Origin of the sequence: Nocardia cyriacigeorgica GUH-2, from assembly GCF_000284035.1 — a bacterium.
Taxonomy (GTDB): Bacteria; Actinomycetota; Actinomycetes; order Mycobacteriales; family Mycobacteriaceae; genus Nocardia; species Nocardia cyriacigeorgica_B.
Genome location: NC_016887.1, coordinates 726090 through 751940 on the forward strand (window position 1 = coordinate 726090; position 25851 = coordinate 751940).

The following is a 25851-nucleotide window of genomic DNA, read 5'->3' on the forward strand; positions in this document are numbered from 1 at the left end:
CCGCTTCGGTCGGTGTAAACGAGGTGAAGCTCGGAGACCTGCCGCCATTGCGATTATGTGCTATCCGGCTCCACCCGGCCGAGCTGGAAGGTCGAGAACCAATCGGACCCCGCCGAGAGTTCCGTTGTCGAAATATGCGCGGCCGCCGTGTAATTGGGCTTGCTGGGCGACCAATGCCAAGCCCAGCCCCGATCCACCTTTGGTGGCTTGGGAGCCGCGGTAGAAGCGGTCGAAGACGGCTTGGCGTTCGGCTTCGGGGATGCCGCGGCCGTTGTCGTCGATGGTGACGATGATGTGGCCGGCGGGGGCGCGGTGGGCGGAGACTAGGGCTTCGGTGGCGCCGCCGTGTTTGACGGAGTTGGCCAACGCGTTGTCGACGGCCAGGCGCAGGCCGGCGGGGAGGCCGCGGGTGACCAGTTCGGCGTCGGTGTCGATGCGGACGGTCAGGCCGGGGAAGTGGCGCATGGCGTCGTGGGCGGCCTGGTCGCACAGGTCGCCGACGTCGGTGTCGACGTGGTCGCGTTCGTGGGTGAGGTCGCCGGAGGCCAGCCGTTCCAGCGCGGACAGGGTGGCTTCCACGCGGCCCTGGCTGCGATGCAGGTCGTCGAGGATTTCGGCGCGCTGGGCCTCGTCCAGGTCGAGGGTGCGCAACACCTCCAGGTCGGTGCGCATGGCGGTGAGCGGGGTGCGCAGTTCGTGGGCGGACACCGCGGCGAAATCGCGGGCGGTTTCCAGGGCGGCGGCGGTTTCGCCCTGGGCCTGGTCGACTCGCGACAGCATGGTGTTCACCGCTTGGGCGAGTTGCTCGGCCTCGAGCACACCGGAACCGTCCACCGGCTGCGGCGGATGTTCTGGATCGCGGTAGCCGCTACGCGCCCCCACCTGACGGGTGAGGTCGACGATCGGCCGCACGGCCCGTCCACCGAACAGCCAGCCCAACCCGGCCGCCGCGGCGATGGCCACCAATCCGCCGGCCAGCACCCACCGCTGCTGCTCGGCGGTGGCGCGGGCGGCGTCGGCATTGGGGATACCCAGCGAGACGGTCCGGCCGGCCTGCTGGTTCTCGGTCGTGGTGAGCACGCGATAGGACGCGCCGTCCACGGTGACGGTGTGCGAACCCGTTGGCAGATTGGGCAATTCGATGGCGGTGGTCGCGGTGAGTTCACCGCTGTCTCGGACGGTGAGCGCCAGATTCTCGTTCGGCCCGATCAAGTTGACCAGCCCGACCGCGATCACCGGATCGATCAACACCAACCGCGACGCCAGAGTGAGCTGCTGATCGGTCTGCTCGACGTTCACGCGCTCGATCGCCTGCAACGTGATGACGCTCAGAATCGTGATGATGAGAATCGCACCCGCCGCCGCCGCTCCCGCCACCCTGGTGCGCAACGAGTAGGCCCGGCGTCGACGCGAAGACGCGCCACGATCGGACGGGTCACTACCGCCCGGTGGCGAGCCCGCACCAGGAGTTTCCGGCGACCCGGCGCTCACAATCGATCACTCATTTCGGCGCCCGCAATACGAACCCCACCCCGCGAATCGTGTGCAGCAACCGCGGCGTCCCTTCCACCTCGAGCTTGCGCCGCAGATACCCGACGAACACATCCACCACATTGGTGTCGGCGGCGAAGTCGTAACCCCACACCAGCTCCAGCAGCCGTTCCCGGCTCAGCACCACCCCGGCATTGCGGGCCAGCGTGGACAGCAGTTCGAATTCCCGCTTGGTCAGGTCGATTTCGCGGCCGTGCAACAGCGCGCGATACCCGGCGACATCCACCTCCAGCGGCCCGACGGTCACCGCGCCCGGTGTGGCGGCGGCGGGGGTGTCGGTGCGCCGGCGCAGCAACGCCTTGATCCGCGCCACCAGCTCTGCCAGCACGAACGGCTTCACCAGATAGTCGTCGGCGCCCGATTCCAGCCCGGCGATCCGGTCGTCGACCGAACTGCGGGCACTGAGCACACAGATCGGGACCTCGTTGCCCATGGCGCGCAGCGCGGTCACCACCCCGGCGCCGTCGAGCACCGGCATATTCATATCGAGCACGATGGCGTCGGGGGAGTGCTCGTTGACCGCGCGCAGGGCCGCACCACCGTCACGGGCGACTAGGACCTGGAAGCCGGACAGGCGCAGCCCGCGCTCCACCGAGGCGAGCACGTCCTCGTCGTCGTCGACGACGAGGACGGTCGGGTTCGTTGTGCGATCGGCGCTCACGTCGTTCATTCTGCCGTCGATTCCCGGCTCGCCCCGGTCACGACGCTCGCCGGGTTGACGGGCGTGAGCACCGCTGCGCTCAGTAGTTCTTGCAGGTGTCGGCGACCTTCTGGATGGTCTGGCTCACGCCCGCCGCGCGCGGGTCGTTCTGGGCCTGCTGGGCGGCCTCGGGGTTCTCGTCGAGGTAGCGCTGGAGTTCGGCGCGACGCTGTTCGACCGGCTGATCGAACTTGGCCTGGAGTTCGGCCTTGATCTCCGGGTTGGCGTCCAGCATCGCGGCCAGCTGCGGTGCCTGATCGTGCAGCGCGGCGTCGACCTGGGCGAACGAACAATCCGATTCCAGCAGCGGCGCCGCCAGCTCCATCGGGCCCGCGGACGCGATGGCCGGGCTGAGGAAGGCGGACACGGTGGCGGCCCCGGCCACGGTGAGTGCCGCGAGGGTGGCCTTGCCACGAAAACGTTTCATATTGCTGCCTCCTACAAGATCGGTGACGGACGCCTCGACGGTATTGCCCGGTGCTGGCACGCGTGTGAACCGTTCCTGTGAAAACTCTGAGGAGCCGAGCAGATCCGTTACGGGGCGACCGGATTCGAATCCGGCACGACCTCCCCGTTGCCATTGCCGTCGCCGTTGCCGGGGCGGCTGGTGAACAGTTCGGGCTGCGCGGCCAGGATCTGATCTTCCAGCGCAACAAGCACGGCCGGGTCCTCGATCGTGGATGGGACCTCGTATTCCTCACCGGCGGTGATCTGCCGGATGGTCTTGCGCAGGATTTTGCCCGACCGGGTCTTCGGCAGCCCCGCCACGACCACGGCATCGTGCAGGGTCGCGATGGCGCCGATCTGCTCGCGTACCCGCTGGATCAGCTCCTCCTTCAGCTGCTCCTTGTCCACCTCGACGCCGGTCTTCAGCACCACGTACGCGATCGGCCGCTGCCCCTTGAGTTCGTCGGGCAGCCCGATCACCGCGCATTCGGCCACCGCCTCGTGACCGGCGATCGCGGCCTCGATGCTGCCCGCCGACAGCCGATGCCCGGCCATATTGATCACATCGTCGCTGCGGCCGAGCACGAACAGATAGCCGTCATCGTCGAAGTAACCGGAGTCGCCGGTGAGGTAGTGGCCGGGATAGGCGGACAGATACGAACGCTGGTACCGCTCGTCGTCGTGCCACAGCCCGCTCAGCGCGCCCGGCGGCAGCGGCAACCCGATGACGATATTGCCCTCGACATTCGCCGCCACCGGATTGCCGTTGGAGTCCAGCACCCGCAGCCGGTACCCGGGCACCGGCACCGAGGCCGAGCCGGGCTTGATCGGCAGCTGTTGCAACCCCAGCGGATTGGCGCAGATCGGCCAGCCGGTTTCGGTCTGCCACCAGTGGTCGACCACCGGGCAGTCCGGACGGTCGGCCAGCAGGGTATCGACCGCCCATTCGTAGGTCGTCGGATCCAGCCGCTCGCCCGCGCAGAACAGCGCCCGCAGCGAGGACAGGTCGTAGGTGTGGGCCAGCGTGGCCTCGGGGTCGGCACGGCGGATGGCGCGCAGCGCGGTCGGCGCGGTGAACAGCACGTGCACCCCGTATTCGGCGACCACCCGCCAGAAGGCGCCGGCGTCCGGGGTGCCGATCGGCTTGCCCTCGTAGAGCAGCGTGGTGGCGCCGACCAGCAGCGGCGCGTAGACGATGTAGGAGTGGCCGACCACCCAGCCCACATCGGAGGCCGCCCACATCACCTGACCAGGCCCGACGTCGTAGATATTGCGCATCGACCAGCTCAGCGCCACCGCGTGCCCGCCGTTGTCGCGGACCACGCCCTTGGGACGGCCGGTGGTGCCGGAGGTGTAGAGAATGTAGAGCGGATCGGTCGCGGCGACGGTCACCGGCTCGGCCAGTGGCGCGTCCCGTACCGCTTCCTCCCAGTCCATCCAGCGCGCGGCCACGGTGTCGGCCGAGCTCGGCAGCGATTCGGTGGCGGGCTGCGGCGCCGGGAACGGGATGGTCGGGAAGGCGGCACGCTGCTTGACGATGACGTTGCGCGGCGCCGTCGTCTGGGCGAGGTCCAGCGCCTGCATGACGATCGGCGGATATTCGATCCGCCGCCCGGGCTCCAGCCCACCGGAGGCGGTGATGATCAGCACCGGCTCGGCGTCATCGATCCGGGCGGCCAGTTCGGGCGCGGCGAACCCGCCGAAGACCACCGAATGCACCGCTCCGATCCGCGCGCAGGCCAGCATGGCGATCACGGCCTCGGGGATCATCGGCAGGTAGATCACCACCCGATCGCCCTTGGCGACACCGAGTCGTGACATCGCACCCGCGAAGCGTGACACTTCGGTCAACAGCTCGGCGTAGCTGTATACCCCTCTGTTACCCGTCATAGCCGAGTCGTATATGAGGGCGGGCTGGTCGGCTCGGCCGCCGGCGCCGTCGGAACCTTCGGGCAGTTCCCGGACGTGCCGGTCGAGCGCGTTGAACGAGGTGTTGAGCGTGGCGTCGGGGAACCAGCGGGCCGCGGGCTTGGCCGTGGTGTCGATCACCTGCTCCGGGGGTACCTCCCAGTCGATGGCGGTGGCAGCATGGGCCCAGAACTCGGCGGGATCGACGAGGCTGGTCTGGTAGACCGGTCGGTACTCGTTCCTCGCGTTCAACCCGTGCTCCCTAGCCTCGCTTCGATGCCCGCTCGATAGATCAGCACGATTGTGGCAGACTTCACGCGACGCCCGGGTGGGTGCCGCGACCTTTGGTTTTGCCTGGAACAGGCTGGTCACTGGGCGAGTGCCGATGCGGGGTCAACCAAGAAGTTATTGATCCGTTAGAATCTGATGTCACTTATTCGGTCCGTCGAAGACGCAATTTCTCGGCCAGCCGCAGATCTCGGCCAGCACTGTCTGTCGAGCCAGCATGCGATTGTTGAGGTTCCGCTGATGGCGCGTGGCTGGGGCCAGTTTGGAAAGTGAGTGGGAGATGCGTGACGCCGCTAGGTCCGGCAGAAAGCGCTGGGCGCTCAGCAACTGGGACCTGCGCTGGAAGGTTACGGCGGTTCTCGCCGTGCCGCTGGCGGTCGCGGTCGGACTCGGCGTGTCCAAGATTTCGTCCGAGTGGAGCGAGGCCAATCGCCTGGCCTCCGCCGCCGACAACGTCGAGGTCATTCCGGTCGTCACCGGTCTGAGTGCCGCGACCTCGACCGTCGCGGGTTCGCAGGTCATCAATATCGGTGGCCGGTCGCTGGTCACCGAGGAGAACCTGGTCGACCTGGACAAGGCGATCACCGCCGCCGAAGACGCCATCGGTGAACTCGCCGATCTGCCGAGTGCGCAGCAGCCCTTGCAGGAGATGCTCGATCAGGCCAAGCAGGTGCGCGCGCAGGGGCTGGCCCCCACGACGCTGCCGCCGCTGGCGGCCCGAGACCAGATCGACCGATACCGCAGCAACGGTGTCGAGGCGGTCGAGCAGATCGTGGCCCAGGTCAGCGACCCGAACATCGATGCGGCCAAGCTGCGCCTGGTCGACGCGCTCAACATGCGCGCCACCATGCTCGGCGAGGTCGTCGGTCTCGCGGTGTATCTGCAAGACCGCGAGGAGGGGACGCAGACCTACCTGGTCGCCACCAATACCGAGCGTGCGCTGCTCGGCCTGCTCGCCGAGCGCTTCCCCGCCGACGACCGCAACATCAACGATCTGCGCACCGGGATCGAAGCCCGTGAGGGCATGCTCACCGGCCCGCAGGCCCAGTCCGGGCAGCTGCCGCTGGGTGAGGCCCGGCAGTCGATCCTGTCCAGCCTCGACACCACCGAGGCACTGGTCGCCTTCTCCACCGACGACATCGTCAGCGGCGTGCGCGATCTCGCCGACAACGCCCGCTCCGACGCCATCATGTACAGCGTCGTGGTGCTGCTGACCATCCTGGCCGCGCTGCTGCTCGCGGTGTTCGTGGCCCGGTCGATGATCGTGCCGCTACACCGCCTGCGCCTGGCCGCGCTGCGCGTCGCCGAGAGCGATCTGCCGCACGAGGTGGCCCAGCTGCGTAACGGCGCCTCGCCGGAGGAAGTGCCGCTGGAGCCGATGCCGATCCGCTCCGAGGAGGAGATCGGTCAGCTGGCCCGCGCCGTCGACGACATCCACGGCCAGGCGCTGCGCCTGGCCAGTGATCAGGCGCAGATGCGCTCGCAGGTCAACGACATGTTCGAGACCTTGGCTCGCCGCTCCAAGTCGCTGGTCGACCATCAGCTCACGCTGATCGAGGCGATGGAGTACGACGAGAAGGACCCGCGCCTGCTGGAGAACCTCTTCCGGCTCGACCACCTCGCCGCGCTTATGCGCCGAAACGGCGACAACCTGCTGATCCTGGCCGGTACCAAACAGCGCCGGGCCAAGTCCGCGCCGGTCGAGATCGCCGACGTGCTGCGTGCCGCGATCTCCGAGGTCGAGGACTACGAGCGGGTCAAGCTGGGCGCCACCCCGCGGGGTTCGCTGAAGGAACCGGCCGCCTCCGATCTCGCGCACCTGTTCGCCGAGCTGCTCGACAACGCGCTGCGGGCCTCGCCGCCGGAAACCGATGTGAAGTTCACCTTCGCCCAGGCGCACGATCAGGGCCTGCTCATCGAGGTCGCCGACCGCGGTATCGGTATGCCGCCCACCGAGATGGCCGAGATCAACCGCAGGCTCGAAGCCACCGCCGAACCCGGCCCCGACACCGCCCGCCACATGGGTCTGTTCGTGGTCGGCCGGCTGGCCGAGCGGCACGGGCTCACCGTGCGGCTGCGTCCGACCTTCGACACCGCGCGCGACCCGGGCGTCACCGTCACCGTGCATGTGCCGGTGGGTCTGATCGTCGCCGACAAGAGCGGCTCCGGTCCGCTGGTTCCGCAGCCGTCGCCGACCCCGCCCGGTGGTATGCAGCGGCCCTCGGCGCCGTCGTCGATGCAGATGCGCTCGGTCAGCCGCACTCCCGGCGGCAACATGATGGTCACCGTCGATCCCGGCGTGAGCGGTCCGATCCCGGCCAGTGCCGAGGATCGCGCGGCCGCGGCCGGTGCGGCCGCCACCGCCGGTGGTGGTCTGCCGCAGCGTCAGCCCGGTTCGGCGATGGCCTCGGGTCTGCGCGGTGAGGCCGAGCAGTCCGGTGCCACCCTGCGTCCCGCGCCGGGGCAGCAGCAGGGCACCGGCCCGCAACGCGGCAAGCTCGCCGCCGCGGCCATGCCCAAGCGCAATGTCGTTCCCGGCGGCCCGGTGCCGCCGCGTCCGGGTGGGCCGCAGGCCGAGCGCCCGGCCGCCACGCCGCCGCCGCGCGATCCGAACACCGGCTTGCCGCAGCGTCAGCCGGGTTCCAACGGGGTGCCGCAGCCGAGTGGCGGGCTGCCCCAGCGTGAGGCCGGTCCGGCCGCGCAGCCCAGTGCGAACGGCGGTCTGCCGCAGCGTGGTCCGAGTGGGCTGCCGCAGCGTCAGCCGGGTCAGGCCGGGCCGGGCGCTGGTTTGCCGCAGCGCGAGCCCGGGCAGAGCGGTTTGGCGCCGCGTGAGGCGGGCCCGAGTGGCTTGCCGCAGCGTGAGCCTGCTGCCGGTGGGTTGCCGCAGCGTGAGGCTGGTCCGAGTGGGCTGCCGCAGCGTGAGCCTGCCGCCGGTGGTCTCCCGCAGCGTGAGCCTGCCGCGGGTGGTCTGCCCCAGCGTGAGGCCGGCGGATTGCCGCAGCGTGAGTCGGGTGCGAGCGGGTTGCCGCAGCGTGAACCTGCTGCAGGTGGTCTGCCCCAGCGTGAGTCCGCCGCGAACGATATGCCTCAGCGCGAAGCCGGCGGTCTGCCCGAGCGTGAGGCGGGCGGACTCCCGCAGCGTGCGGCGGGCGGTCTGCCGCAGCGTGGGCCCGGTCAGAACGGCCCCGCGCCGCGTGAGGGCGGCCCGAGTGGTCTGCCGCAGCGTGGGCCGGGTCAGTCCGGTCTGCCGCAGCGTCAGCCCGCGGCGGCGCAGTCCGGTGAGATGCAGGCCGCCGGTGCCGCGGCCAACGGCAGCGCGCAGCCGACGGCGGCCCCGCGCCGACCGGAGGCCAACCCGCGTCACACGGAGCTACCCCAGCGACAGATGGATCTACCCCAGCGTTCGACCACCGAACTACCACAGCGTCAGACCGAACTGCCCTCGCGTTCGACCGGCCCCGGTGGCCTACCGCAGCGTCAGCCGGGCAACGGCCTGCCGCCGCGGATCGAGAACGCGCCGGGTGTCGGTCTGCCGCAGCGCGACAGCGCTCGCCCCGCCGGCGAGTCCGGGGAATCCAACGGCTCCGGCGACGCCGGCCGCGATCGCGGCAGGCACAGCTACCGGGCCAACCCGGAGCGCACGGCGTCGTTCTTCCAGACCCGGTTGCAGCCGGCCGAGGAAAGCGGCTCGGTGATGGGCGGAACGCCGATCTTCGCCGAGATGATGTCGGCCTGGCTCGCGGATCCGAACTCGGACCGATCCCAGACCGCCGCTTCCTTCGAATCACCCGGTGACGAAGGCTGGCAGGCAGCACAGCGGGCCAGCGAAGCGAAGCCCACCGCCACCACGGCAGCCGGTCTGCCGCAGCGTAATCCGGGTGGACGTCTGGTGCCCGGCGCCGTCAGCGGCGCCGTGGATCGGGCACCGAGGCGCGACCCCGAATCGATTCGGTCCAGCTTGAGTCGTCACCAGCAGGGCGTTCGGGATGGCCGTGCAATGAAGGCAATGAACCTAACCGGAGACAAAGGAGACCGATGAACCCCGATCTAGGTGGTAGTGGTACGAACCGTCAGCTGGATTGGCTGGTTTCGAACTTCGCCAACGAGGTTCCTGGCGTAGCCCATGCCGTGCTGGTCTCGGCCGACGGTCTGCTGATGGCCGCGAGCGCGCAGCTGCCGGTCGATCGTGCCGAACAGCTATCGGCCGTCACCGCCGGGCTCGCCAGCCTGTCGGTGGGTGTGTCGAACCTGTTCGAAGGCGGCACCGTCCTGCAGTCCGTGGTCGAGATGGAGCACGGCTACCTCTTGCTGATGGCCGTCGGCGACGGCTCGTACCTTGCGGTCCTGACCAACACCTCGTGTGACATCGGTCAGGTGGGTTACGAGATGGCGTTGTTGGTCGAGCGTGTTGGCCAGACAGTTCAGGCCACTCCACGCGTCACGATGGGTTCCTGATGGTGGGATGGACATAGAAGATCATGGTGTGGGGAGCGCCGAGCCCAGCCTCGTCCGCCCGTATTCGCTGACCGCGGGCCGTACCCGGCCCAAGGTCGAGCTCGCGCTGGAGGCCCTCGTCGCATCGCATCCGGTCGCCCTCGAGCGGCAGTTCGAACTGACCAACATCGAAACGTCCATCGTGGAGTTGTGCAGAGAATCGCCGTCCGTGGCTGAAGTTGCGGCTCGATTGGGTATACCCATCGGGGTGGCGCGTGTGCTCGTGGCAGATCTCATCGAAGCGGGGCACGTTCGCGTTTCGGCCACATTGAAAGACGACTCCAGCGACGATGAACGTCGCGAGCTGATCGAAAGGGTTCTCAGTGGACTCCGGCGTATTTGATTCGACGGCGCAGGTCGATACCCGTACCGCCAAGCCGGGTTCGGCCAAGATTGTGGTCGCGGGTGGTTTCGGTGTGGGTAAAACGACATTGGTCGGCGCCGTCTCGGAGATCGTTCCGCTGCGCACCGAAGCGTTGGTCACCAACGCGAGTGCCGGAATCGATAATCTGACCGGCATTCCGATGAAATCGACCACCACGGTGGCGATGGACTTCGGCCGCATCAGCCTCGCGGACGACCTCGTCCTGTACCTATTCGGTACGCCCGGCCAGTACCGCTTCTGGTTCATGTGGGACGACCTGATCCGCGGTGCCATCGGCGCTGTGGTGCTGGTCGACACCCGCAGGCTGGAAGACAGCTTCGCCGCCGTCGACTACTTCGAAGCGCGCAACCTGCCGTTCCTGGTGGCGCTCAACGAGTTCGACGACGCGCCCCGCTACCCGATCGAGGACATCCGGCAGGCGCTGGCCGTCTCCGGTGATGTGCCGATCATGTCCATCGACGCCCGCCGCCGCGAACCGGCCAAGCAGGCGCTGGTGGCGCTCACCGAATACGCGCTGCGCAAGGTGATGCAGGGCTATTGATCGGCGCCGGCGGGCAGCGACGCAGCGGTTCGTCGGTAGGCGACGGCGCGGGATCGGGGAGGATCTGCGCCGCCGAATTCCTCGAAGCGTTGCTCGATCCGGGCACGTTCCGCAGCTGGGACCGGCCACCACTGGCCGTGGACGCGTCCCCGCGCTATCGCGATGAGCTGCGCGCTGCGGCGGAACGCGCCGGTACCGATGAATCGGTGCGCACCGGCGAAGGCCTGCTGCGCGGCCGCCGGGTAGCCGTGATCGCCTGCGAGTTCGGCTTTCTCGCGGGTTCGATCGGTGTTGCGGCGGCCGAACGCATCGTCACCGCTGTCGAGCGGGCGACCGATCTCGGCCTGCCGCTGATCGCCTCACCGACCTCCGGCGGTACCCGAATGCAAGAGGGCACCGTCGCTTTCGTGCAGATGGTCAAGATCGCCGGTGCGGTCGCCGCACACAAATCGGCCGGTTATCCCTATCTGGTGTATCTGCGCGACCCGACGATGGGCGGCGTCTTCGCCTCCTGGGGATCACTGGGCCACATGACCTTCGCCCAGCCCGGCGCCATGATCGGCTTCCTCGGGCCGCGGGTGTATCAGGCCCTTTATGACCAGCCGTTTCCGAGCGGTGTGCAGACGGCGGAGAATTTGTACCGGCACGGCGTCATCGACGGGGTCGTGGGGCTTTCGGTCTTCCGGCGGATCGCGCATCGGGCGTTGAGTGTGCTGAGCGGGGTGCCGGATCCCGATGCGGCGCCGCCTGTTTCGCCGCTCGGCTCGCTTGGCATCGACTCGAGTGGTGCCGCGCTGGGGAATCAAGCTGCTGAGGATGCTTGGCAGTCGGTGCTGAGCTCCCGCCGCTCCGACCGCCCCGGTCTCCGTGAACTGCTACGCCATGTGACGCAACGGGTTCCGCTCAGCGGCACCGGCCAGGGCGAGACCGACCGGACGGTGGTGCTGGCCTTGGCGCGATTCCGCGGTCAGCCCTGCGTCGTATTCGGTCACGACCGGGCCGGGCAGGTGGGGGAGAACACCATGGGGCCGGCGGCGTTGCGGGAGGCGCGGCGCAGTATGCAGCTGGCGCAGGAGTTGGGGGTGCCGTTGGTGCTGGTGATCGATACCGTCGGCGCGGCGCTGTCGAAGGAGGCCGAGGAGCGGGGGCTGGCTCCCGAGATCGCGCGGTGCATCTCCGATCTCGTCACGCTGGATACTCCCACCATCTCGGTCCTGCTCGGCCAGGGCACCGGCGGCGGCGCGCTGGCCCTGCTGCCGGCCGACCGGGTGCTGGCCGCGACGCACGGCTGGCTCGCCCCGCTGCCGCCGGAGGGTGCGAGTGCGATCGTGCATCGCGATACCGGCCACGCTCCGGAACTGGCCCGCTCCCAAGGCATCCGGGCTGCCGACCTGCGGGCCGCCGGGATCGTCGACCGCATCGTCGCCGAAAAGCCGGATGCGGCAGACGAACCCATCGAGTTCGCCCGCCGCATGGTCGCCGCCATCGGCTCCGAGCTGGCCGGACTTCGTGCTATGCCGCTGGATGAGCTGCGAGCCGCCCGGCACCTGCGTTACCGCCGCCTCGGCCTCCCGCGCGCGGATTGACCTTCGACGGGCTCGATTCGCGCCGACCGACATCGCGTCCGACGCGCTCTCAGCTCTCCGGTTCGGGGTCAGGCCGATTCCACCCCAGGATCATCGCCGGCGCGCATCCACCGGCGAGCAGTGCCGCGAGCATCATCACGCCCCCGGCATACGCGGTGCGGAAGGAGTCGGCCTCGGGGAGCAGCGCACCGGAGAAGATCAGGAACAGCAGCGGGGGCAGGGTGAGCATCTGGGTCAGCGACAGGCCGGCTGAGTGCGCCTTGTTGCGTTCGGTGATCTCCAGCTCATCGAGCACTTCCTCGGGCGCGTGGTCCTGACGATTGGAAGCGATGCGCAGCATGACCCAGGCGATCATGAACACCACCGCGGCGGGCAGGGTGGCCAGTGCGGCCATATTCACGCCGAATGCGCACAGCAATCCGGCCACCGCGAGCACGAGCAACGCCGCCGCCACGATGACGACGAGCAGGCGCCGCCGTCGCCGCGTGCGCCAACCGGGCAGCAGGCCGGCCGTCCGCTCCTCCTGGACCAGCCAGCGACGGACTCGATATTCCTGGTAGCGGTCGAGCAGACCGGTGGTGGCGTGGGTCATTTCTGTCCTTTCGTCCGGGAGTAGAGCTCGGCCGACAGCGGGCCGAACTCGGTGCGCGAGAAGACGGCCTCGACGGGCAGGTCGAACACGTCGCAGATGCGCAGGGCCAGGTCGAGGCTCGGATAGTGGTCGCCGCGTTCGAGCGCCCCGATGGTCTGCACGTTGACGTTCACCTCCTCGGCCAGCGCGGCCCGGCTCATTCGATGCTCGGCACGCAGCACCGCGATCCGGTTGTAGATCGGGAGGGTTTCCCCTCTTCTTACTGGGCTCACACAACACATTGTTGGGAAAACCCAACATCCTGTCAAGCGTGAGTCAACACGTACCGGCTGCTCGTTGACCATGGCGCCCGGCGCTTCTACGGTCGAATCCGTGACCTTCAGAAGCGAGACCTGCGCCATTCCCTCGATCGTGCTGAACGACGGGAACGTGATCCCGCAGCTCGGGTTCGGGGTGTTCCAAGTTCCGGCCGACGATGTCTTTCCCGTGGTCACGGCCGCCTTGGAGGCCGGGTACCGCAGCATCGACACCGCGGCGATCTACGGCAACGAGGAGGGAACCGGCCGGGCCATCCGCCAGTCCGGCATCCCGCGCGACGAGATCTACGTGACCACCAAGCTGTGGAACTCCGAACAGGGCTACGACTCCACGCTGCGCGCCTTCGACGCCAGCATGCAGCGGCTGGGCCTGGACTACCTCGATCTGTATCTGATCCACTGGCCCGCGCCGTCCGCGGATCGCTTCGTCGACACCTTCAAGGCGTTCAAGGCCCTCAAGGCCGACGGCCGGGTGCGTTCGATCGGGGTCTCGAATTTCCGGATCCCGGATCTGGAGCGGGTGATCGGGGAGACCGGCGAGATCCCCGCGGTCAACCAGATCGAGTTGCATCCCCGTCTCACCCAGCGTGAGCTGCGCGAATACCACGCCGAGCATGCGATCGCGACCGAGGCGTGGAGCCCGCTCGGCCAGGGCACGCTGCTCGACCACAAGGTGATCACCGAAATCGCCGGCGAGCTCGACCGCACCCCGGCGCAGGTGATCATCCGCTGGCATCTGCAGCTGGGCAATATCGTCATCCCGAAGTCGGTGACGCCGTCGCGGATCGTGTCGAACTTCGATGTGTTCGGCTTCGAACTGTCCGGTGAGCAGATGGCGGCGATCAGCGCCCTCGACGACGGCGGCCGCGTCGGCCCGGATCCGTCGACCTTCGCTGCCGGTCTGGACTAGCAGCTGCCACCCGCGCGGTGGCCAACCGCTGGCTCCCGGGCCCGGTCTCGCCTGGCCGGTGCGCTCCGGATGGCGTCGGCTAGCGGCTGCCCACGCCCAGATAGGCCGCCAACTCGACCGCTGCCGCCCGCCCGGCCCGATTGGCGCCGATGGTGCTGGCCGAGGGCCCGTACCCGATGAGGTGAATGCGCGGATCCACCGCGACCTGGGTGGCCAGCCGTCCGGTCATGGTGATGCCGCCGCCCGGTCCGCGTAGCCGCAGCGGCGCGAGATGGTCGAGCGCGCTGCGGAATCCGGTCGCCCACAGGATGACCTGCGCGGGCTGGAACGTCCCGTCGGCCCAGCGCACACCGTCGGGTTCGATGTGATCGAACATCGGCAGCCGGTGCAGGACGCCGCGATCGCGGGCCGCGCGCAGCCGGTCGTCGAGCGGCAGGCCGGTCACCGACACCACCGAACCGGGCGGCAGTCCGCGCCGCACCCGGTCTTCCACGATGGCGACCGCGCGCCGCCCGTCGTCCTCGGCGAACGGGGTCTCCCGGAACTTCGGTTCCGTGCGGGTCACCCAGGTGGTCGTGGTGACCTGGGAGATCTCGTCGAGCAGCTGTACCGCCGAAATGCCGCCGCCGACCACCACGACATGCTTGCCCGCGAACTCGTCCGCGGTCTGATAGTCGCGCGTGTGCAGCTGACGTCCGGCGAAGGTTTCCGCGCCCCGATAGCGCGGGATGAACGGATGCTCCCAGGTGCCGGTGCCGTTGATCAGGCCACGGACCCGGATGGTGCCCGCCGAATCGGTTTCCGCGTGCAGCACACCGCCGCGATCGGTGGACTCGGCCGGATTGTCATCGTGCGCCCGGCGATCGCAGACGACCTTGACCGTCACCTGCCGCCGTACCCGCAGGTCGAACCGCTTTTCGTAGAGCTCGTAGTAGCGCGGGACGGCGGTCGCCGCGGGAGCCGACTCCGAGCCGTCGGGCAGGGTCTCCGCGAACGACATCCCCGGTAGATCGTGCACCCGGTTCACCGTGGTCAACGTCAGCGAGGGCCAGCGGAACTGCCAGGCGCCACCCGGGCCGGGCGCGTGATCAACGATCAGGAAGTCGCGTTCGGGCTCCAGCCCGCGCCTGCGCAGGTGATAACCCGCCGACAACCCGGCCTGCCCGGCGCCGATCACCAGGATCGGGTAATCCACCGCGGTCGGGTCGGCATCGCGTTCGCCGGAGGACGTCGTCTGATCGGACAGCACAGTTCCGATCGTATGCATGCGCGCGGTTCGCCGGGCCGCGCGCGATCTGCGGACCGTGCACCTGCGGCCGGCTGTGGTCTCGCCGTGACGCTGCACTTGCGCGCCTTCGCGTCCGTCGCGCGCCCGACCCGGGTCATGTCCTCGGAGGCGCGGATCGGCCCGTCTGTGACCGCGCACATTCGCGCCGCGCCCGGACTGTGTCAGCTCCTGTGGCAGCATGAACGCAACAGTCGGAATTCGTTCAGCTGGGGAGGAAGCATGCTCGGTGTCAGCCGCGATGGTGACGTCGTCACCATCGAATTACAGCGCGAACAGCGCCGCAACGCCCTGAACATCGAGCTGGTCACGCAGCTGCGTGATGCGGTGCTCGATGCGGCCGAACAGGCACGGGTCATCGTGCTCACCGGACGAGGGCCGATCTTCAGTGCCGGCGCCGATCTCGGCGGGGTGTATTCCGAGGAGTTCCTCGACCGGCTGCTGGAGATGCTGCACACTATCGAATCGGCGCCGGTTCCGGTGATCTCGGCGATCAACGGCGCCGCCCTCGGTGCGGGTGTGCAGCTGGCGCTGGCTTCGGATCTGCGGGTGCTCGAACCGGATTCGTACATCGCCATTCCCGCCGCCAAGCTGGGCATCAGCGTCGACCGCTGGACGGTGCGCCGGCTGGTCTCGCTGATCGGCGGCGGCCCGGCCCGCACCATCCTGCTGGGTGCGGAGTCGGTGTCGGCCGAGGACGCCTACGGCTTCGGCTTCGCCAACCGGATCGGCACCCTCGACGACGCGCAGGCCTGGGCCAAGTCCATCGCCGAACTGGCGCCGCTGTCGCTGCGTCATCTCAAACTGGTGCTCAACGACGACGGCACCCGCGACCCGGAGAACGCCCAGCAGCGTGAGGCGCTGGAAGCGGCCTGGTCCAGCGCCGACGCCCAGGAGGGCCGCCTGGCCAGGCAAGAGAAGCGCGCGGCGAAATTCCAGGGGCGATGATGCGGATGCGACGAGTCGTCACCACGGCCGCGGGCGCGCTCGGTCTCACCTGGGTGGCGCGGGCGCTGTGGGGCCTGCCGACGGCGATGGGCGCCTCCATCTCGGCCATCCAGCCCTATGCGACGGGCTCCACCAGCTACCGCAACCGCCAATTCCACAACACCGAGCCCAGCAGCCAGATCGCGCCCGGTGCGGCGCCGTCGCTGCTGCGGTCGTTCCTCACCCAGCGTCATGCCGGTCGCCCGGCGCGGCCGGTGCCGCTGGTGACGCCGCAGCTGCCCGCGCAGGCCGCCGATCTGGCCGTCACCTGGTACGGGCACGCGACGGCGTTGATCGAGGTCGACGGCTACCGCATCCTCACCGACCCGGTGTGGAGCGAGCGGGTCTCGCCCTCGCCGCTGGTGGGTCCGGCCCGGCTGCATCCGGTGCCCGCGCCGCTGTCGGAGCTGCCGTCGGTGGACGCGGTGATCATCTCCCATGACCACTACGACCACCTCGATGCCGCCACCGTGCGGGCGCTGGTGGCCGGGCAGAGCGCGCCGTTCGTGGTGCCCGTCGGCATCGGTGCGCATCTGCGGCACTGGGGTGTGCCCGATCAGCGGATCGTCGAATTGGATTGGGGCGGTTCGGTTTCACTGTCCGAACTGGGTCGCGCCCGGGACGGCGAAGACCTGACCATCACCTGTGTGGAGGCGCGCCACTTCTCCGGCCGCGGCCTGATCCGCAACACCACGCTGTGGGCGTCGTGGTCGCTGGCCGGCCCGACCCGCCGGGTCTATTTCGGCGGCGACACCGGCTACACCAAGGCCTTCGCGGAGGCCGGAACCACGCTCGGTCCCTTCGATCTGACGCTGCTGCCGATCGGCGCCTACGACGAACGCTGGACCGATGTGCACATGAACCCGGAGGAGGCGGTGCGCGCGCACGCCGACCTGTGCGCCGGCGACCCCACCCACGGCCTGCTGGTGCCGATCCACTGGGCGACGTTCAATCTCGCCTTCCACGGGTGGTCGGAGCCGGTGCAGCGGATGGTGACGGCCGCGCGGGCGGCGGGCACCATCGTGGCGGTTCCGAAGCCGGGGGAGCGTCTGGATCCCGATGACCTGCCGTCCGGGCAGTTGTGGTGGAAAGATATCGGGTGAACACCTCAACGACGGCACAAGGAAGGACGTAGGACATATGAGTCTGTTGGACACCTTGAAGGGCCTGGTCGGCAAGGGTCAGGAGGCTGCGGCCAAGAATTCGGACAAGATCAATCAAGCCATCGACAAGGGTGGCGAGTTCATTGATCAGAAGACGAAGGGCAAGTACTCCGACAAGATCGAGAAGGGCAAGGAAGCCGCCAGGAAGGTCGTTCCGCCGGAGCAGCCGGGTCAGCAGCCGGGTGGCGGCCAGGTGCCTCCGCAGGCCTGATCGCGCCGACGCCGCCCGCAGGGCAATGACTGTCCGCAGGCCGAGCGCGGGAACCGGATGAACGCCGGTTCCCGCCGCCGGGCCACGGACAACGGGTCGCGCCGCAGCTTCCGCGATGCGGCGGGCGAACCCGTCATTCGGATCGAACTGAGCAACCTCGACAAGGTGCTCTACCCGGCGACCGGGACCACCAAAGGCGAGGTCATCGCCTATTACACCGCGATTGCCCCCGCCATGCTGCCGCATGTGGCCGGCCGCCCGGTCACCCGGAAACGCTGGCCCAATGGCGTCGAGGAATCCTCCTTCTTCGAGAAGAACCTCGCCGAACATGCACCCGACTGGCTGCCCCGGCGGGCGATGCGCCATTCCGACCGCACCGTCACCTATCCGCTGATCGATTCCGAAGCCGGCCTGGCCTGGATCGGCCAGCAGGCCTCGCTGGAAGTGCATGTGCCGCAATGGCGTTTCGACGGCGAGCACATGGGCCCGGCCACCCGGCTGGTCTTCGATCTCGATCCGGGCCCCGGCGCCGGGCTGGCCGAATGCGCCACGGTGGCGCTCGAGGTGCGCGATATGGTCGACCGGATCGGGTTGCGCGCGTTCCCGGTCACCAGTGGTAGCAAGGGAATTCACCTGTATGTGCCGCTGGACCGGGTGCTGAGCCCGGGCGGTGCGTCCACCGTCGCCAAGCAGGTCGCCACCAATCTGGAGAAAATGCATCCCGAACTCGTCACGGCGACGATGGCGAAGAAGGTGCGCACCGGAAAGGTCTTCCTGGACTGGAGTCAGAACAATCCGGCCAAGACCACCATCGCGCCGTACTCGATGCGCGGGCGCGCGCAGCCCAACGTTGCCGCGCCGCGCAGCTGGGCGGAGATCGAGGACCGGGAATCGTTGCGGCACCTACGCTTCGACGAGGTGCTGGCCCGTTTCCAAGCCGACGGTGATCTGTTGGCGGGGCTCGATCCGCCGATCTCGCAGGCCGGTGCCTCCCGGCCGGACCCGCTGAGCGTCTACCGGTCCATGCGCGACCCCGCGCGCACGCCGGAACCCGTGCCCGCGCACCCGCCGACGCCCGGGCCCGGCAACCGCTACGTCGTCCAGGAGCATCACGCCCGCCGCCTGCACTGGGATGTGCGGCTGGAACGCGACGGCGTGCTGGTGTCGTGGGCCGTGCCGAAGGGCCCACCCACCGACACCAAGGAGAACCGCCTCGCCGTGCACACCGAGGACCATCCGCTGGAGTACCTCGATTTCCACGGCTCCATTCCGAAGGGTGAGTACGGCGCCGGAACCATGACGATCTGGGACTCGGGCACCTACGAGACCGAGAAGTGGCGCGACGACGAAGTGATCGTGGTGATGCGCGGCGAACGGTTGCACGGCCGATACGCGCTGATCCGCACCGGCGGCAAGAACTGGCTGATGCACCTCATGAAGGAGCAGCCGGCCGAAGGTGACGGGGCCGCGCCGTCTGGCAATGGACGGCGAGCGGCGAAAGAGTCCGCCGAAGTGCCCGAGCGATCTGGTGGTGCGGACCTACCCCGCGGGCTCGCGCCGATGCTCGCCACCACGGGCGAGGTCGCCGAACTGGATCCGAAGGAATGGGCCTTCGAAACCAAATGGGACGGCTACCGGCTCATCCTCGAATTCGACCACGGCACACCCACATTGCGCAGCCGGGCGGGCAATATCGTCACCGACCGATACCCGAAGATCGCCGCCTTGGCCGAGGAATTGGCCGGGCATCGTGTAGTGCTCGACGGTGAAGCGGTCGTGTTCGACGACAACGGTGTCGCCAATCTGGCTCTGCTGCAGGCCGATACCCGCCGCGCCGAACTCGTCGCCTTCGATCTGCTCTACCTCGACGGCACCTCGCTGATCCGCAAACGCTACAGCGACCGGCGCCGGGTGCTCGAGGCGCTCGCCGCCACGACATCAGCGCTGTCGGTCCCGCCACAGCTCGAGGGCACCGGCGAAGACGCGCTCAACGCCAGCCTCGAGGTGGGTGCCGAAGGTGTCGTCGCCAAGCGCAAGGACTCGGTCTACCTGCCGGGCAAACGCGGCCACTCCTGGGTCAAACAGCGCAACTGGCAAACCCAGCAGGTGCTCGTCGGCGGCTACCGGGGCAGCGCGGCGCGACCGTTCGCCTCTTTGCTGGTCGGGATCCCCGACAACGGGAAACTCATCTACGTCGGCCGAGTCGGCACCGGATTCAGCGAGGACGAGATGCGCGCGCTCGCCACACGGCTGCAGCGCCGCCGCCGCAAGACCAGCCCGTTCGTCAACGAGATGTCGCGCGAGGAAACCAAGGACGCGACCTGGGTGACACCGGAGATATCGGGCACGGTCCGATTCATGAACTGGACCGACAGCGGGCGGCTGTGGCATCCGGCCTGGTTGGGGCGGGCCGACTGAAACCGGGTCACGGCAACAGGGGGGGCAAACCAGCCTCCGATGTGATCCAATCGCAGCTGTCGTACCCGGGCGGCGGCCGTGCGCGCGGGTATGGTGATCGCGATTCGAACGCGGCTCGACCCGAGGAGTGCACGTGGATTTCAAGAACCTGGCCGACAAGGCGATGGACCTGGCGGCGAAGAACGCCGACAAGGTCGATGCCGTGATCGACAAGGCCGGTGACATCGTCGACCAGAAGACCGGTGGCAAGTACGCCGACAAGGTCGACACCGCACAGGAAGCCGCGAAGAACGCCGTGCGCAAGCAGCAGGGCTGAGATTTCCGGTCAGCAAACGGAACTGGGCCGATCGCGTGGGTGCGCGATCGGCCCAGTGTTGTGTTCGGGTGGGTTCCTGATCAGTTGGTGCCGGTCTGATCCATCCACTTGGTGGTGCCCGGCGGGGCATTGAGAGTGTTGATGAGGTCGATTCCCGCGATGATCAACGCGGGACCGCCGACGACCAGCGTGCCGATGATGCTGCCGATGCCCGCGGCGAGCGGAACCGTGGCAAGCCCGAAAGCCCCACCAAGGAATCCGATGGCCCCGACTGCGGCGCCGATTGCCAACCCGATGAATCCGCCGACAGCCGTAGCGATCCCGAACTGAGCCAGGAACGCATCCTGCGCCCGCTGGTTCTCTTCGAGCGAGGCGACCGGCGTCACCGGGACCGGACGGGCTCGCGTGTAATCCTTGACGGCGGTCAGCTCGAGTACGCGCCCCTCATCCCGCACCATGTGCGGCATCGGGAATTCCAGTCCGTCGTGCCGGAAGGCCAGCGGCATACTTACCGCCGTGTTCCCCGCGGAGTCCTTGATATTCACCGTATTACCGGCGACTTCGAACGTACCCCCGGTCAGCGTGGTGATGATGCGGTCGCCGACCAGCTTCGCCTCGTAGCCGATGTCGGGTACGGGTGCCGCGGCCGGCTGAGCATGGGTGGTGCCTGCGCCGACCACGATGGCGGCCGCTACTGGCACCACCAACGCGGCGATTTTGCGGAAAATCATTCTGTTGTTCCCATCTTCATCAGGTTCCCTACCGAACGCTCCACGCGTTGTGAATCATCCCCGCCCCACGCGCGGAACCTTGTGATCAAGTGGACAGCTCTCCCGGACGCCACGTTACAGCCGGTCGCTCGTTTGAGACGACGGATTTACGGGTATCAGTTCAGGTTTGGGTCAGTACCAAACCTGCCGCCCGTTATAGCGCCCGGCTATCGGGAACCGTGATGGATGGTTCGGCTATTCGCCCTTGCCCAGTGCGTCGGCGATCGCCTGGTCCTGGCTCTCCAGCGAGGTGGCCGTGTTCGTGGCGCCCGAGCCCATCGCGGACAGCGTGGTGCTCAGGATCTCCACCGCCTTGAGCGCCTTCTCGGCGCCCGGAGTGTAGTTGCCGGCGAAGCTCTGTCCGATCTCGTCGGCGCCCCAGCATTCGCCCTCGGCGTCCAGCGCGGACTTCAGGGTGCTCAGGGCATCGGCCACCTGGGTGGACAGGCTCTGGAACCCCGGCTCGGTGGCCTTGATCGCTTCCGGATCGGCCTTCAAGGTGCTCATCACCGACCGCCTTCGAGGTAGCTGCGGTTGCGGTAGTACTCGTCTTCGTCCTCGTCATCGAGCGGTGGCTGCGACGACGCCGGGGGCGGGGCGTCCTGCACGACGGGCGGTTCCGGGATGAGCTTGTCGACCAGATCGCGGATGCTCGGCGCACCGGGCACCAGATCGGGCAGATCGGGCAGATCGTCGGCGGCGGCCTCGACGCCCGCGAACGCCTGCTGCGAGACCTGCACACCCTCGCGCGCCGCGGCCTGCACGGCCTCGGTGATCGAGCGGCCGAGCCGCTCGGGGTTGGAGCGCTTGAACGCCTCCGGTTCGATGTGCACATCCAGCGGGATGCCCGCGGCATTGCTGGTGACCCGGACCAGATTGTCCGACGACCAAGCGGTGACCTGCGCGGTGGCGATCTGTTGCTGCGCGGCGGCCAGATCCTGGCGTTGCCGTTCGAAGATCTCGAGCATGTCGCCGACCTGCGCGCGCAACGCGTCGTTGCGTGAGCGCATGGCCTCGCGGTCGTCATTCATCGCCTACCCCTGTTCGCCAGACTCGGTCCGTACAACTATTTCGACGCGGCCGGCCTGCGTTCGGTTCCATCGAATTCGCCGGTGCTGTGTCCTGAGTTTGTCACAGCAACAGCAGGTCGATCATGACGGAACCGAGGCATACCGCGACGACTACGCACAGCGCGACGGCGTCGGCCCGGCGGGGTGATGCCGGATTGGCGGTGAGCTGCCCGGTGCCGCCGCGCGCGGTGATCGCCTCACCCAATTCGCCTGCGCGCCGGGTGGATACCGCCATGGCGGCGGTCAAGATGTCGATAAGCCCGTTATCGGCGGCGCGGTGCAGCAGATCGTCCTTGGGGCGCAGCCGCCGGGCGGCGTGCAGCACCCGGATCTCCTCGATGAGCAGGGGCAACCCGCGCAACGTCAGCGCGACGACCACCGCCCACTCGTCCACCGGGACGCGCAGCTTGCGCAGCGGTGCGCCGAGCTTGGCCAGCGCGGGCGCGATCTCGCTCATCGGCGTGGTCCAGGCGATCAGGAACGACGCGGCCACCAGGATCAGGCTGAACACCACCACCTGGGCGAAGCGCAATACCGCCGTGCCGCCCACCGGGATGTTGACCAGCACGCCGATCCCGGTCAGCCCCCAGAACCACCACGGCAGCCGCGGCAGCGTGCCCAGCGGCAGCCGCGCGATGACGCCGACCAGCACCAGGAAGGCGGTCATCATGCCGAGCACCGGCCAGGTCGGCCACAGCATCAGCACCACGCTGATCAGGAAGACGCCGACCATCTTGGTGCCGGCCCAGAGCCGGTGAATCGGGCTGCGCCCCGGGACCTGCCGCAGCAACACCAAGCTCATGACCGGCCTCCCTGCTCCATCCGCCACGCGGTGCCGGGTAAGGGCTGAACCCGCGCGGTCTCGGCGGACCGCACCGGTTCGCTCACCGCGTGCACCGATTCGGCGATCCGGCCGTCGCGCAGATGCACCGTGCGGTCGCAGATGGCGGCCACATCGTCGACGTCGTGCGAGATGACGATGAGCGTCAGCCCCGAATCCCGCAGCCGGGCCAGCAGGTCGACGATATCGGCGCGACCCTCCGGATCCAGCCCCGCCAGCGGCTCGTCCAGCACCACCACCTGCGGTCGGCTGGCCACGATCGCGGCGAGCACCACGCGCTTGGCCTGACCGCCGCTCAGTTCCTCGATCGACCGGGCCGCCAGTGAGCGATCCAATCCCACCGCGTCCAGCGCCCGCCCGACCGCGCCGGACCCGGTGGCCCGGCCGCCCCAATCGGCGATCTCGGCGCCGACCGTCTGCCGCTGCAGTTGCAGTCGCGAATGCTGGAACGCCAGCTCCACCCGGCCGATCTGCGAACTCACCGGCTTGCCGGACAGCTCGCAGCGGCCCGCGGTCGGCTTGATCAGGCCCGCCATGATCCAGGCCAGCGTCGATTTGCCCGAGCCGTTCCCGCCGACCACCAGCAGCGCCTCGCCGCGCCGCACCGTCAGGTCCACCCCGTGCAGGGCCGGCGCCTGCCAGGGCGTGCCCCGGTTGTAGGTGTGCCGGATATCGCGCAGCTGCATGATCGGCTCACCCATCGGACGCCGGCGCGGATCATGGCGCGGCTTCGGCCAACCGGGCAGCCGCTGCACCGCGCGCCCACCGGCCAGGTGCACGACGCGATCGGCGGCGGCCGCGTCAGCCTCGTGGTGGGTCACCAGGACCACGGCCATCCGGTGCCGTTTCGGCAGCTCGGCCAGCAGCGCGACCAGCTCGCGGCGGCCGTCCGGATCGATCATCGAGGTCGCCTCGTCGGCGATGAGCAGCGCGGGCCTGCGCGCGAGAGCGGCCGCGACCGCGAGCCGCTGCTGCTGGCCACCCGACAGCGCCGCGGTCTCGCGCTCGCCCATGCCGTCGAGCCCGACTTCCCGCAGCAGCCCGTCGACGTCGACCTGCTCGGCCAACGCCGCGGGCAGGCCCCACACGACGTCATCGGCGACGAGCACGCCGAGGGTCTGGCTCTCCGGTCGTTGCAGCACCAGCGCGGTACCGCCGAGATGTCCGAGCCCGGCCGAACCCGGCCGCTCGACGGTGCCCGATGACGGCGGCAGCCCGGCGAGCAGCCGGGTCAGCGTCGATTTGCCGGAGCCGTTGTGGCCCACCACGGCGACGAATTCGCCGACGTCGACGGTGAGGTCGATCCCGGTCAACGCGTCCGTGCGAGCGCCCGGATAGCGGTATCCGGCCGCTCGCATGCGCACCGGCAGCGGCGCCACCGGCCGGTCGTCGGCCGGGGCATCGAGTCGGTCGGTGCCGGGCAGCCAGGCCAGCCGATCCAGGACCGAGCCCAGAACGAACCAGGAGATGAGGGCGGTGAGCACGGTGCCGAACAGCACACCGCCACCGACGTAGATCCACCAGAAACGCAGCACCGCCTCGGTCACCGCGGCGACGCCGTCGCCGAGTGGTTCCAGTTGCGGAGCCCGCCCGGCCAGGTCCTTCACACCTTCGGAGGTATTGCGGATAGTGTCGAACAGCAGGTTGCGGGCCTGGGAGAACACCAGCAGGAACCCGATCGAGAACGCGGCCCACCCCAGACCCGCGAGCAGTGCCAGTCCGAGTACGGCGACGACGCCGCCGCCTCGGCGTTTGACCCCGCCGATGATGCCGCCGATGGTGGCCGAGGCCGCCATGCCGGTGGCCGGGAGCAGTCCGGCGGCGACGAAGGTGACCAGGGCGGCCGCGATGGTCGTGGTGAGCACGGCGCGGAAGCGGTAGCGATGCGCAAGCAGCCCGAGCGGGACGGCGGCGACCAGTTGCAGGGCCGAGGCCAGCGGAACCACCGAACCGATCGTCACCAGCCCGACGGTGACCCCGCCGAGGACCGCGCCGGTGGCCAGCTCGATCGGCCGTAGCGGGCCGTGTTCGCCGCGCAGGGCCGGGTCGGTGGACACATCACTCACGGCACAAGTCTGCCAGCCCGGATCGAGGGTGTTGCATCCATGCGCATGTACGCATATGTTGTCAGGTGTGGGACATGATCATTCGCATGGGCATGGGATAGCGCCGGAGAGCGCGTCCGGGAAATATCTGGGCCGGCTGGCGCTGGCGCTGGCCATCGGCGTCGGGTTCATGCTGGTCGAGTTCGCGGTGGCGTTCGCCACCGGCTCGCTGGCGCTGCTGTCGGATGCCGCGCACATGCTCACCGACGTGGTCGGCATCGGCATGGCGCTGTCGGCGATCCTGCTGGCCCGGCGCAGCCGCCCGACCTACACCCGCACCTTCGGCTACTACCGCGCCGAGGTGATCGCCGCGCTGGCGAACGCGGTGCTGTTGTTCGTGGTGGCGGGCTATGTGCTCTACGAGGCGCTGGCGCGCATCGGTGAACCGCCGGAGGTGCCGGGCTGGCCGGTGCTGATCGTCGGCGCGACCGGCCTGGCGGCCAATATCGCGTCCTTCCTGCTGCTGCGCAGCGGTGCCAAGGAGAGCCTGAATGTGCGCGGCGCCTACCTCGAGGTGTTCGCCGACATGATCGGCTCGTTCGGCGTGCTGCTGTCGGCGGCCATCACCCTGACCACCGGCTGGCGCTATGCGGACATGATCATCGGTGTCGCGATCGGCCTGTGGGTGCTGCCGCGGACCTATGTGCTGGCCAAGCGTTCGCTGCGGATCCTGTTCCAGCACAGCCCCGAGGAACTCGACGTGGAACAGGTCGCCGCCGAACTGGGTGCCGTCCACGGTGTGGCCGACGTCCACGACCTGCACGTGTGGACCCTCACCTCGGGCATGGAAGTCGCCTCCGCGCACATCACCACCGCCGAGGGCGCCAGCGGCGATCAGGTGTTGCGCGCCGCCCAGCACGTGCTGGCCGAGCGCTTCCACATCAGCCACGCGACCCTCCAGGTGGAGACCTCCGACTGCGCCCGGCGCTGCGCGGAGCTGTCCTGGTAATCGACACTTTCGGCCAT

The 25851-nt window shown here is 68.8% G+C and carries 24 protein-coding genes; 12 read left to right on the forward strand and 12 right to left on the reverse strand.

The features are described 5' to 3' along the window. Positions 1-60 precede the first annotated feature (60 nt). From NOCYR_RS03450 to NOCYR_RS03465, 4 genes are all read right to left on the reverse strand, one after another. Positions 61-1389: a sensor histidine kinase gene (locus NOCYR_RS03450; protein WP_231856022.1), complete on the reverse strand. Its 1329-nt coding sequence runs from the start codon at positions 1387-1389 to the stop codon at positions 61-63. 112 nt (positions 1390-1501) lie between these two features. Beyond that, entirely contained in the window at positions 1502-2221 is a 720-nt protein-coding gene (locus tag NOCYR_RS03455) for a response regulator transcription factor (RefSeq protein ID WP_014348967.1), read from the reverse strand. A 70-nt stretch (positions 2222-2291) separates the two neighbouring features. After that, positions 2292-2678, reverse strand: coding sequence for a hemophore-related protein (locus NOCYR_RS03460; RefSeq protein WP_014348968.1), 387 nt, complete (start codon positions 2676-2678; stop codon positions 2292-2294). 107 nt (positions 2679-2785) lie between these two features. Next, positions 2786-4858 (reverse strand): AMP-binding protein, encoded by a 2073-nt coding sequence (locus NOCYR_RS03465; protein WP_014348969.1) that lies wholly within the window; start codon positions 4856-4858, stop codon positions 2786-2788. Positions 4859-5174: 316 nt separating this feature from the next. Here NOCYR_RS03465 and NOCYR_RS03470 point away from each other — a divergent pair, with 316 nt between their 5' ends. From NOCYR_RS03470 to NOCYR_RS03490, 5 genes are read left to right on the forward strand one after another with little or no spacing between them, the layout of a single operon-like run. Further along, positions 5175-8933 (forward strand): sensor histidine kinase, encoded by a 3759-nt coding sequence (locus NOCYR_RS03470; RefSeq protein ID WP_081505292.1) that lies wholly within the window; start codon positions 5175-5177, stop codon positions 8931-8933. Beyond that, a complete protein-coding gene (locus tag NOCYR_RS03475; protein ID WP_036533017.1) occupies positions 8930-9349 on the forward strand; it encodes a roadblock/LC7 domain-containing protein in 420 nt (139 codons plus the stop codon). The genes NOCYR_RS03470 and NOCYR_RS03475 overlap by 4 nt, the downstream gene beginning before the upstream one ends. Positions 9350-9356: 7 nt before the next feature. Beyond that, entirely contained in the window at positions 9357-9731 is a 375-nt protein-coding gene (locus NOCYR_RS03480; RefSeq protein ID WP_014348972.1) for a DUF742 domain-containing protein, read from the forward strand. Further along, complete coding sequence (locus tag NOCYR_RS03485; RefSeq protein ID WP_419538283.1) at positions 9712-10314, forward strand: GTP-binding protein; 603 nt, start codon at positions 9712-9714, stop codon at positions 10312-10314. Before NOCYR_RS03480 ends, NOCYR_RS03485 begins: the two co-directional genes overlap by 20 nt. Continuing rightward, positions 10314-11900: an acetyl-coenzyme A carboxylase carboxyl transferase subunits beta/alpha gene (locus NOCYR_RS03490; protein ID WP_048833886.1), complete on the forward strand. Its 1587-nt coding sequence runs from the start codon at positions 10314-10316 to the stop codon at positions 11898-11900. Before NOCYR_RS03485 ends, NOCYR_RS03490 begins: the two co-directional genes overlap by 1 nt. A 49-nt stretch (positions 11901-11949) precedes the next feature. Here the strand turns inward: NOCYR_RS03490 and NOCYR_RS03495 are convergent, their stop codons facing one another. Further along, entirely contained in the window at positions 11950-12492 is a 543-nt protein-coding gene (locus tag NOCYR_RS03495) for a hypothetical protein (protein ID WP_014348975.1), read from the reverse strand. Further along, positions 12489-12764 (reverse strand): helix-turn-helix transcriptional regulator, encoded by a 276-nt coding sequence (locus tag NOCYR_RS03500; RefSeq protein ID WP_048832735.1) that lies wholly within the window; start codon positions 12762-12764, stop codon positions 12489-12491. Before NOCYR_RS03500 ends, NOCYR_RS03495 begins: the two co-directional genes overlap by 4 nt. Positions 12765-12864: 100 nt before the next feature. Between NOCYR_RS03500 and NOCYR_RS03505 the strand changes: the two genes are divergently transcribed. Continuing rightward, positions 12865-13719 (forward strand): aldo/keto reductase, encoded by an 855-nt coding sequence (locus NOCYR_RS03505; RefSeq protein ID WP_014348977.1) that lies wholly within the window; start codon positions 12865-12867, stop codon positions 13717-13719. 79 nt (positions 13720-13798) lie between these two features. Here the strand turns inward: NOCYR_RS03505 and NOCYR_RS03510 are convergent, their stop codons facing one another. Further along, positions 13799-14914 carry an NAD(P)-binding domain-containing protein gene (locus NOCYR_RS03510; RefSeq protein WP_048833887.1) on the reverse strand — a complete coding sequence of 372 codons (1116 nt, stop codon included), beginning with the start codon at positions 14912-14914 and terminating at the stop codon, positions 13799-13801. Between the two features lie 312 nt (positions 14915-15226). On the opposite strand from NOCYR_RS03510, the gene NOCYR_RS03515 reads away from it, so the two are divergent. From NOCYR_RS03515 to NOCYR_RS03535, 5 genes are all read left to right on the forward strand, one after another. Continuing rightward, positions 15227-15952, forward strand: coding sequence for an enoyl-CoA hydratase (locus NOCYR_RS03515; RefSeq protein WP_014348979.1), 726 nt, complete (start codon positions 15227-15229; stop codon positions 15950-15952). After that, positions 15952-17094 (forward strand): MBL fold metallo-hydrolase, encoded by a 1143-nt coding sequence (locus NOCYR_RS03520; RefSeq protein WP_048833888.1) that lies wholly within the window; start codon positions 15952-15954, stop codon positions 17092-17094. The genes NOCYR_RS03515 and NOCYR_RS03520 overlap by 1 nt, the downstream gene beginning before the upstream one ends. A 37-nt stretch (positions 17095-17131) precedes the next feature. Then, complete coding sequence (locus NOCYR_RS03525; RefSeq protein ID WP_014348981.1) at positions 17132-17365, forward strand: antitoxin; 234 nt, start codon at positions 17132-17134, stop codon at positions 17363-17365. A gap of 57 nt (positions 17366-17422) precedes the next feature. Next, a complete protein-coding gene (locus NOCYR_RS03530) occupies positions 17423-19783 on the forward strand; it encodes an ATP-dependent DNA ligase (protein ID WP_014348982.1) in 2361 nt (786 codons plus the stop codon). Positions 19784-19916: 133 nt separating this feature from the next. Continuing rightward, the gene (locus NOCYR_RS03535; RefSeq protein WP_014348983.1) at positions 19917-20099 is read left to right on the forward strand and encodes an antitoxin; all 183 of its coding nucleotides are present in this window, start codon (positions 19917-19919) and stop codon (positions 20097-20099) included. A gap of 80 nt (positions 20100-20179) precedes the next feature. Here NOCYR_RS03535 and NOCYR_RS03540 read toward each other — a convergent pair whose 3' ends face one another. The 5 genes from NOCYR_RS03540 to NOCYR_RS03560 all read right to left on the reverse strand — a co-directional run bounded on the left by NOCYR_RS03540 (position 20180) and on the right by NOCYR_RS03560 (position 24837). After that, the gene (locus tag NOCYR_RS03540) at positions 20180-20830 is read right to left on the reverse strand and encodes a hypothetical protein (protein ID WP_014348984.1); all 651 of its coding nucleotides are present in this window, start codon (positions 20828-20830) and stop codon (positions 20180-20182) included. Positions 20831-21064: 234 nt separating this feature from the next. Further along, positions 21065-21376 (reverse strand): WXG100 family type VII secretion target, encoded by a 312-nt coding sequence (locus tag NOCYR_RS03545; RefSeq protein WP_014348985.1) that lies wholly within the window; start codon positions 21374-21376, stop codon positions 21065-21067. Next, positions 21376-21900 carry a YbaB/EbfC family nucleoid-associated protein gene (locus NOCYR_RS03550; RefSeq protein WP_014348986.1) on the reverse strand — a complete coding sequence of 175 codons (525 nt, stop codon included), beginning with the start codon at positions 21898-21900 and terminating at the stop codon, positions 21376-21378. Before NOCYR_RS03550 ends, NOCYR_RS03545 begins: the two co-directional genes overlap by 1 nt. 100 nt (positions 21901-22000) lie before the next feature. Then, positions 22001-22741 carry an energy-coupling factor transporter transmembrane component T family protein gene (locus tag NOCYR_RS03555; protein ID WP_014348987.1) on the reverse strand — a complete coding sequence of 247 codons (741 nt, stop codon included), beginning with the start codon at positions 22739-22741 and terminating at the stop codon, positions 22001-22003. Next, positions 22738-24837, reverse strand: a complete 2100-nt coding sequence (locus NOCYR_RS03560) for an ABC transporter ATP-binding protein (RefSeq protein ID WP_014348988.1) — start codon at positions 24835-24837, stop codon at positions 22738-22740. Before NOCYR_RS03560 ends, NOCYR_RS03555 begins: the two co-directional genes overlap by 4 nt. Before the next feature lie 76 nt (positions 24838-24913). Between NOCYR_RS03560 and NOCYR_RS03565 the strand changes: the two genes are divergently transcribed. Beyond that, the gene (locus NOCYR_RS03565; RefSeq protein WP_048833890.1) at positions 24914-25834 is read left to right on the forward strand and encodes a cation diffusion facilitator family transporter; all 921 of its coding nucleotides are present in this window, start codon (positions 24914-24916) and stop codon (positions 25832-25834) included. Positions 25835-25851: the final 17 nt, after the last annotated feature.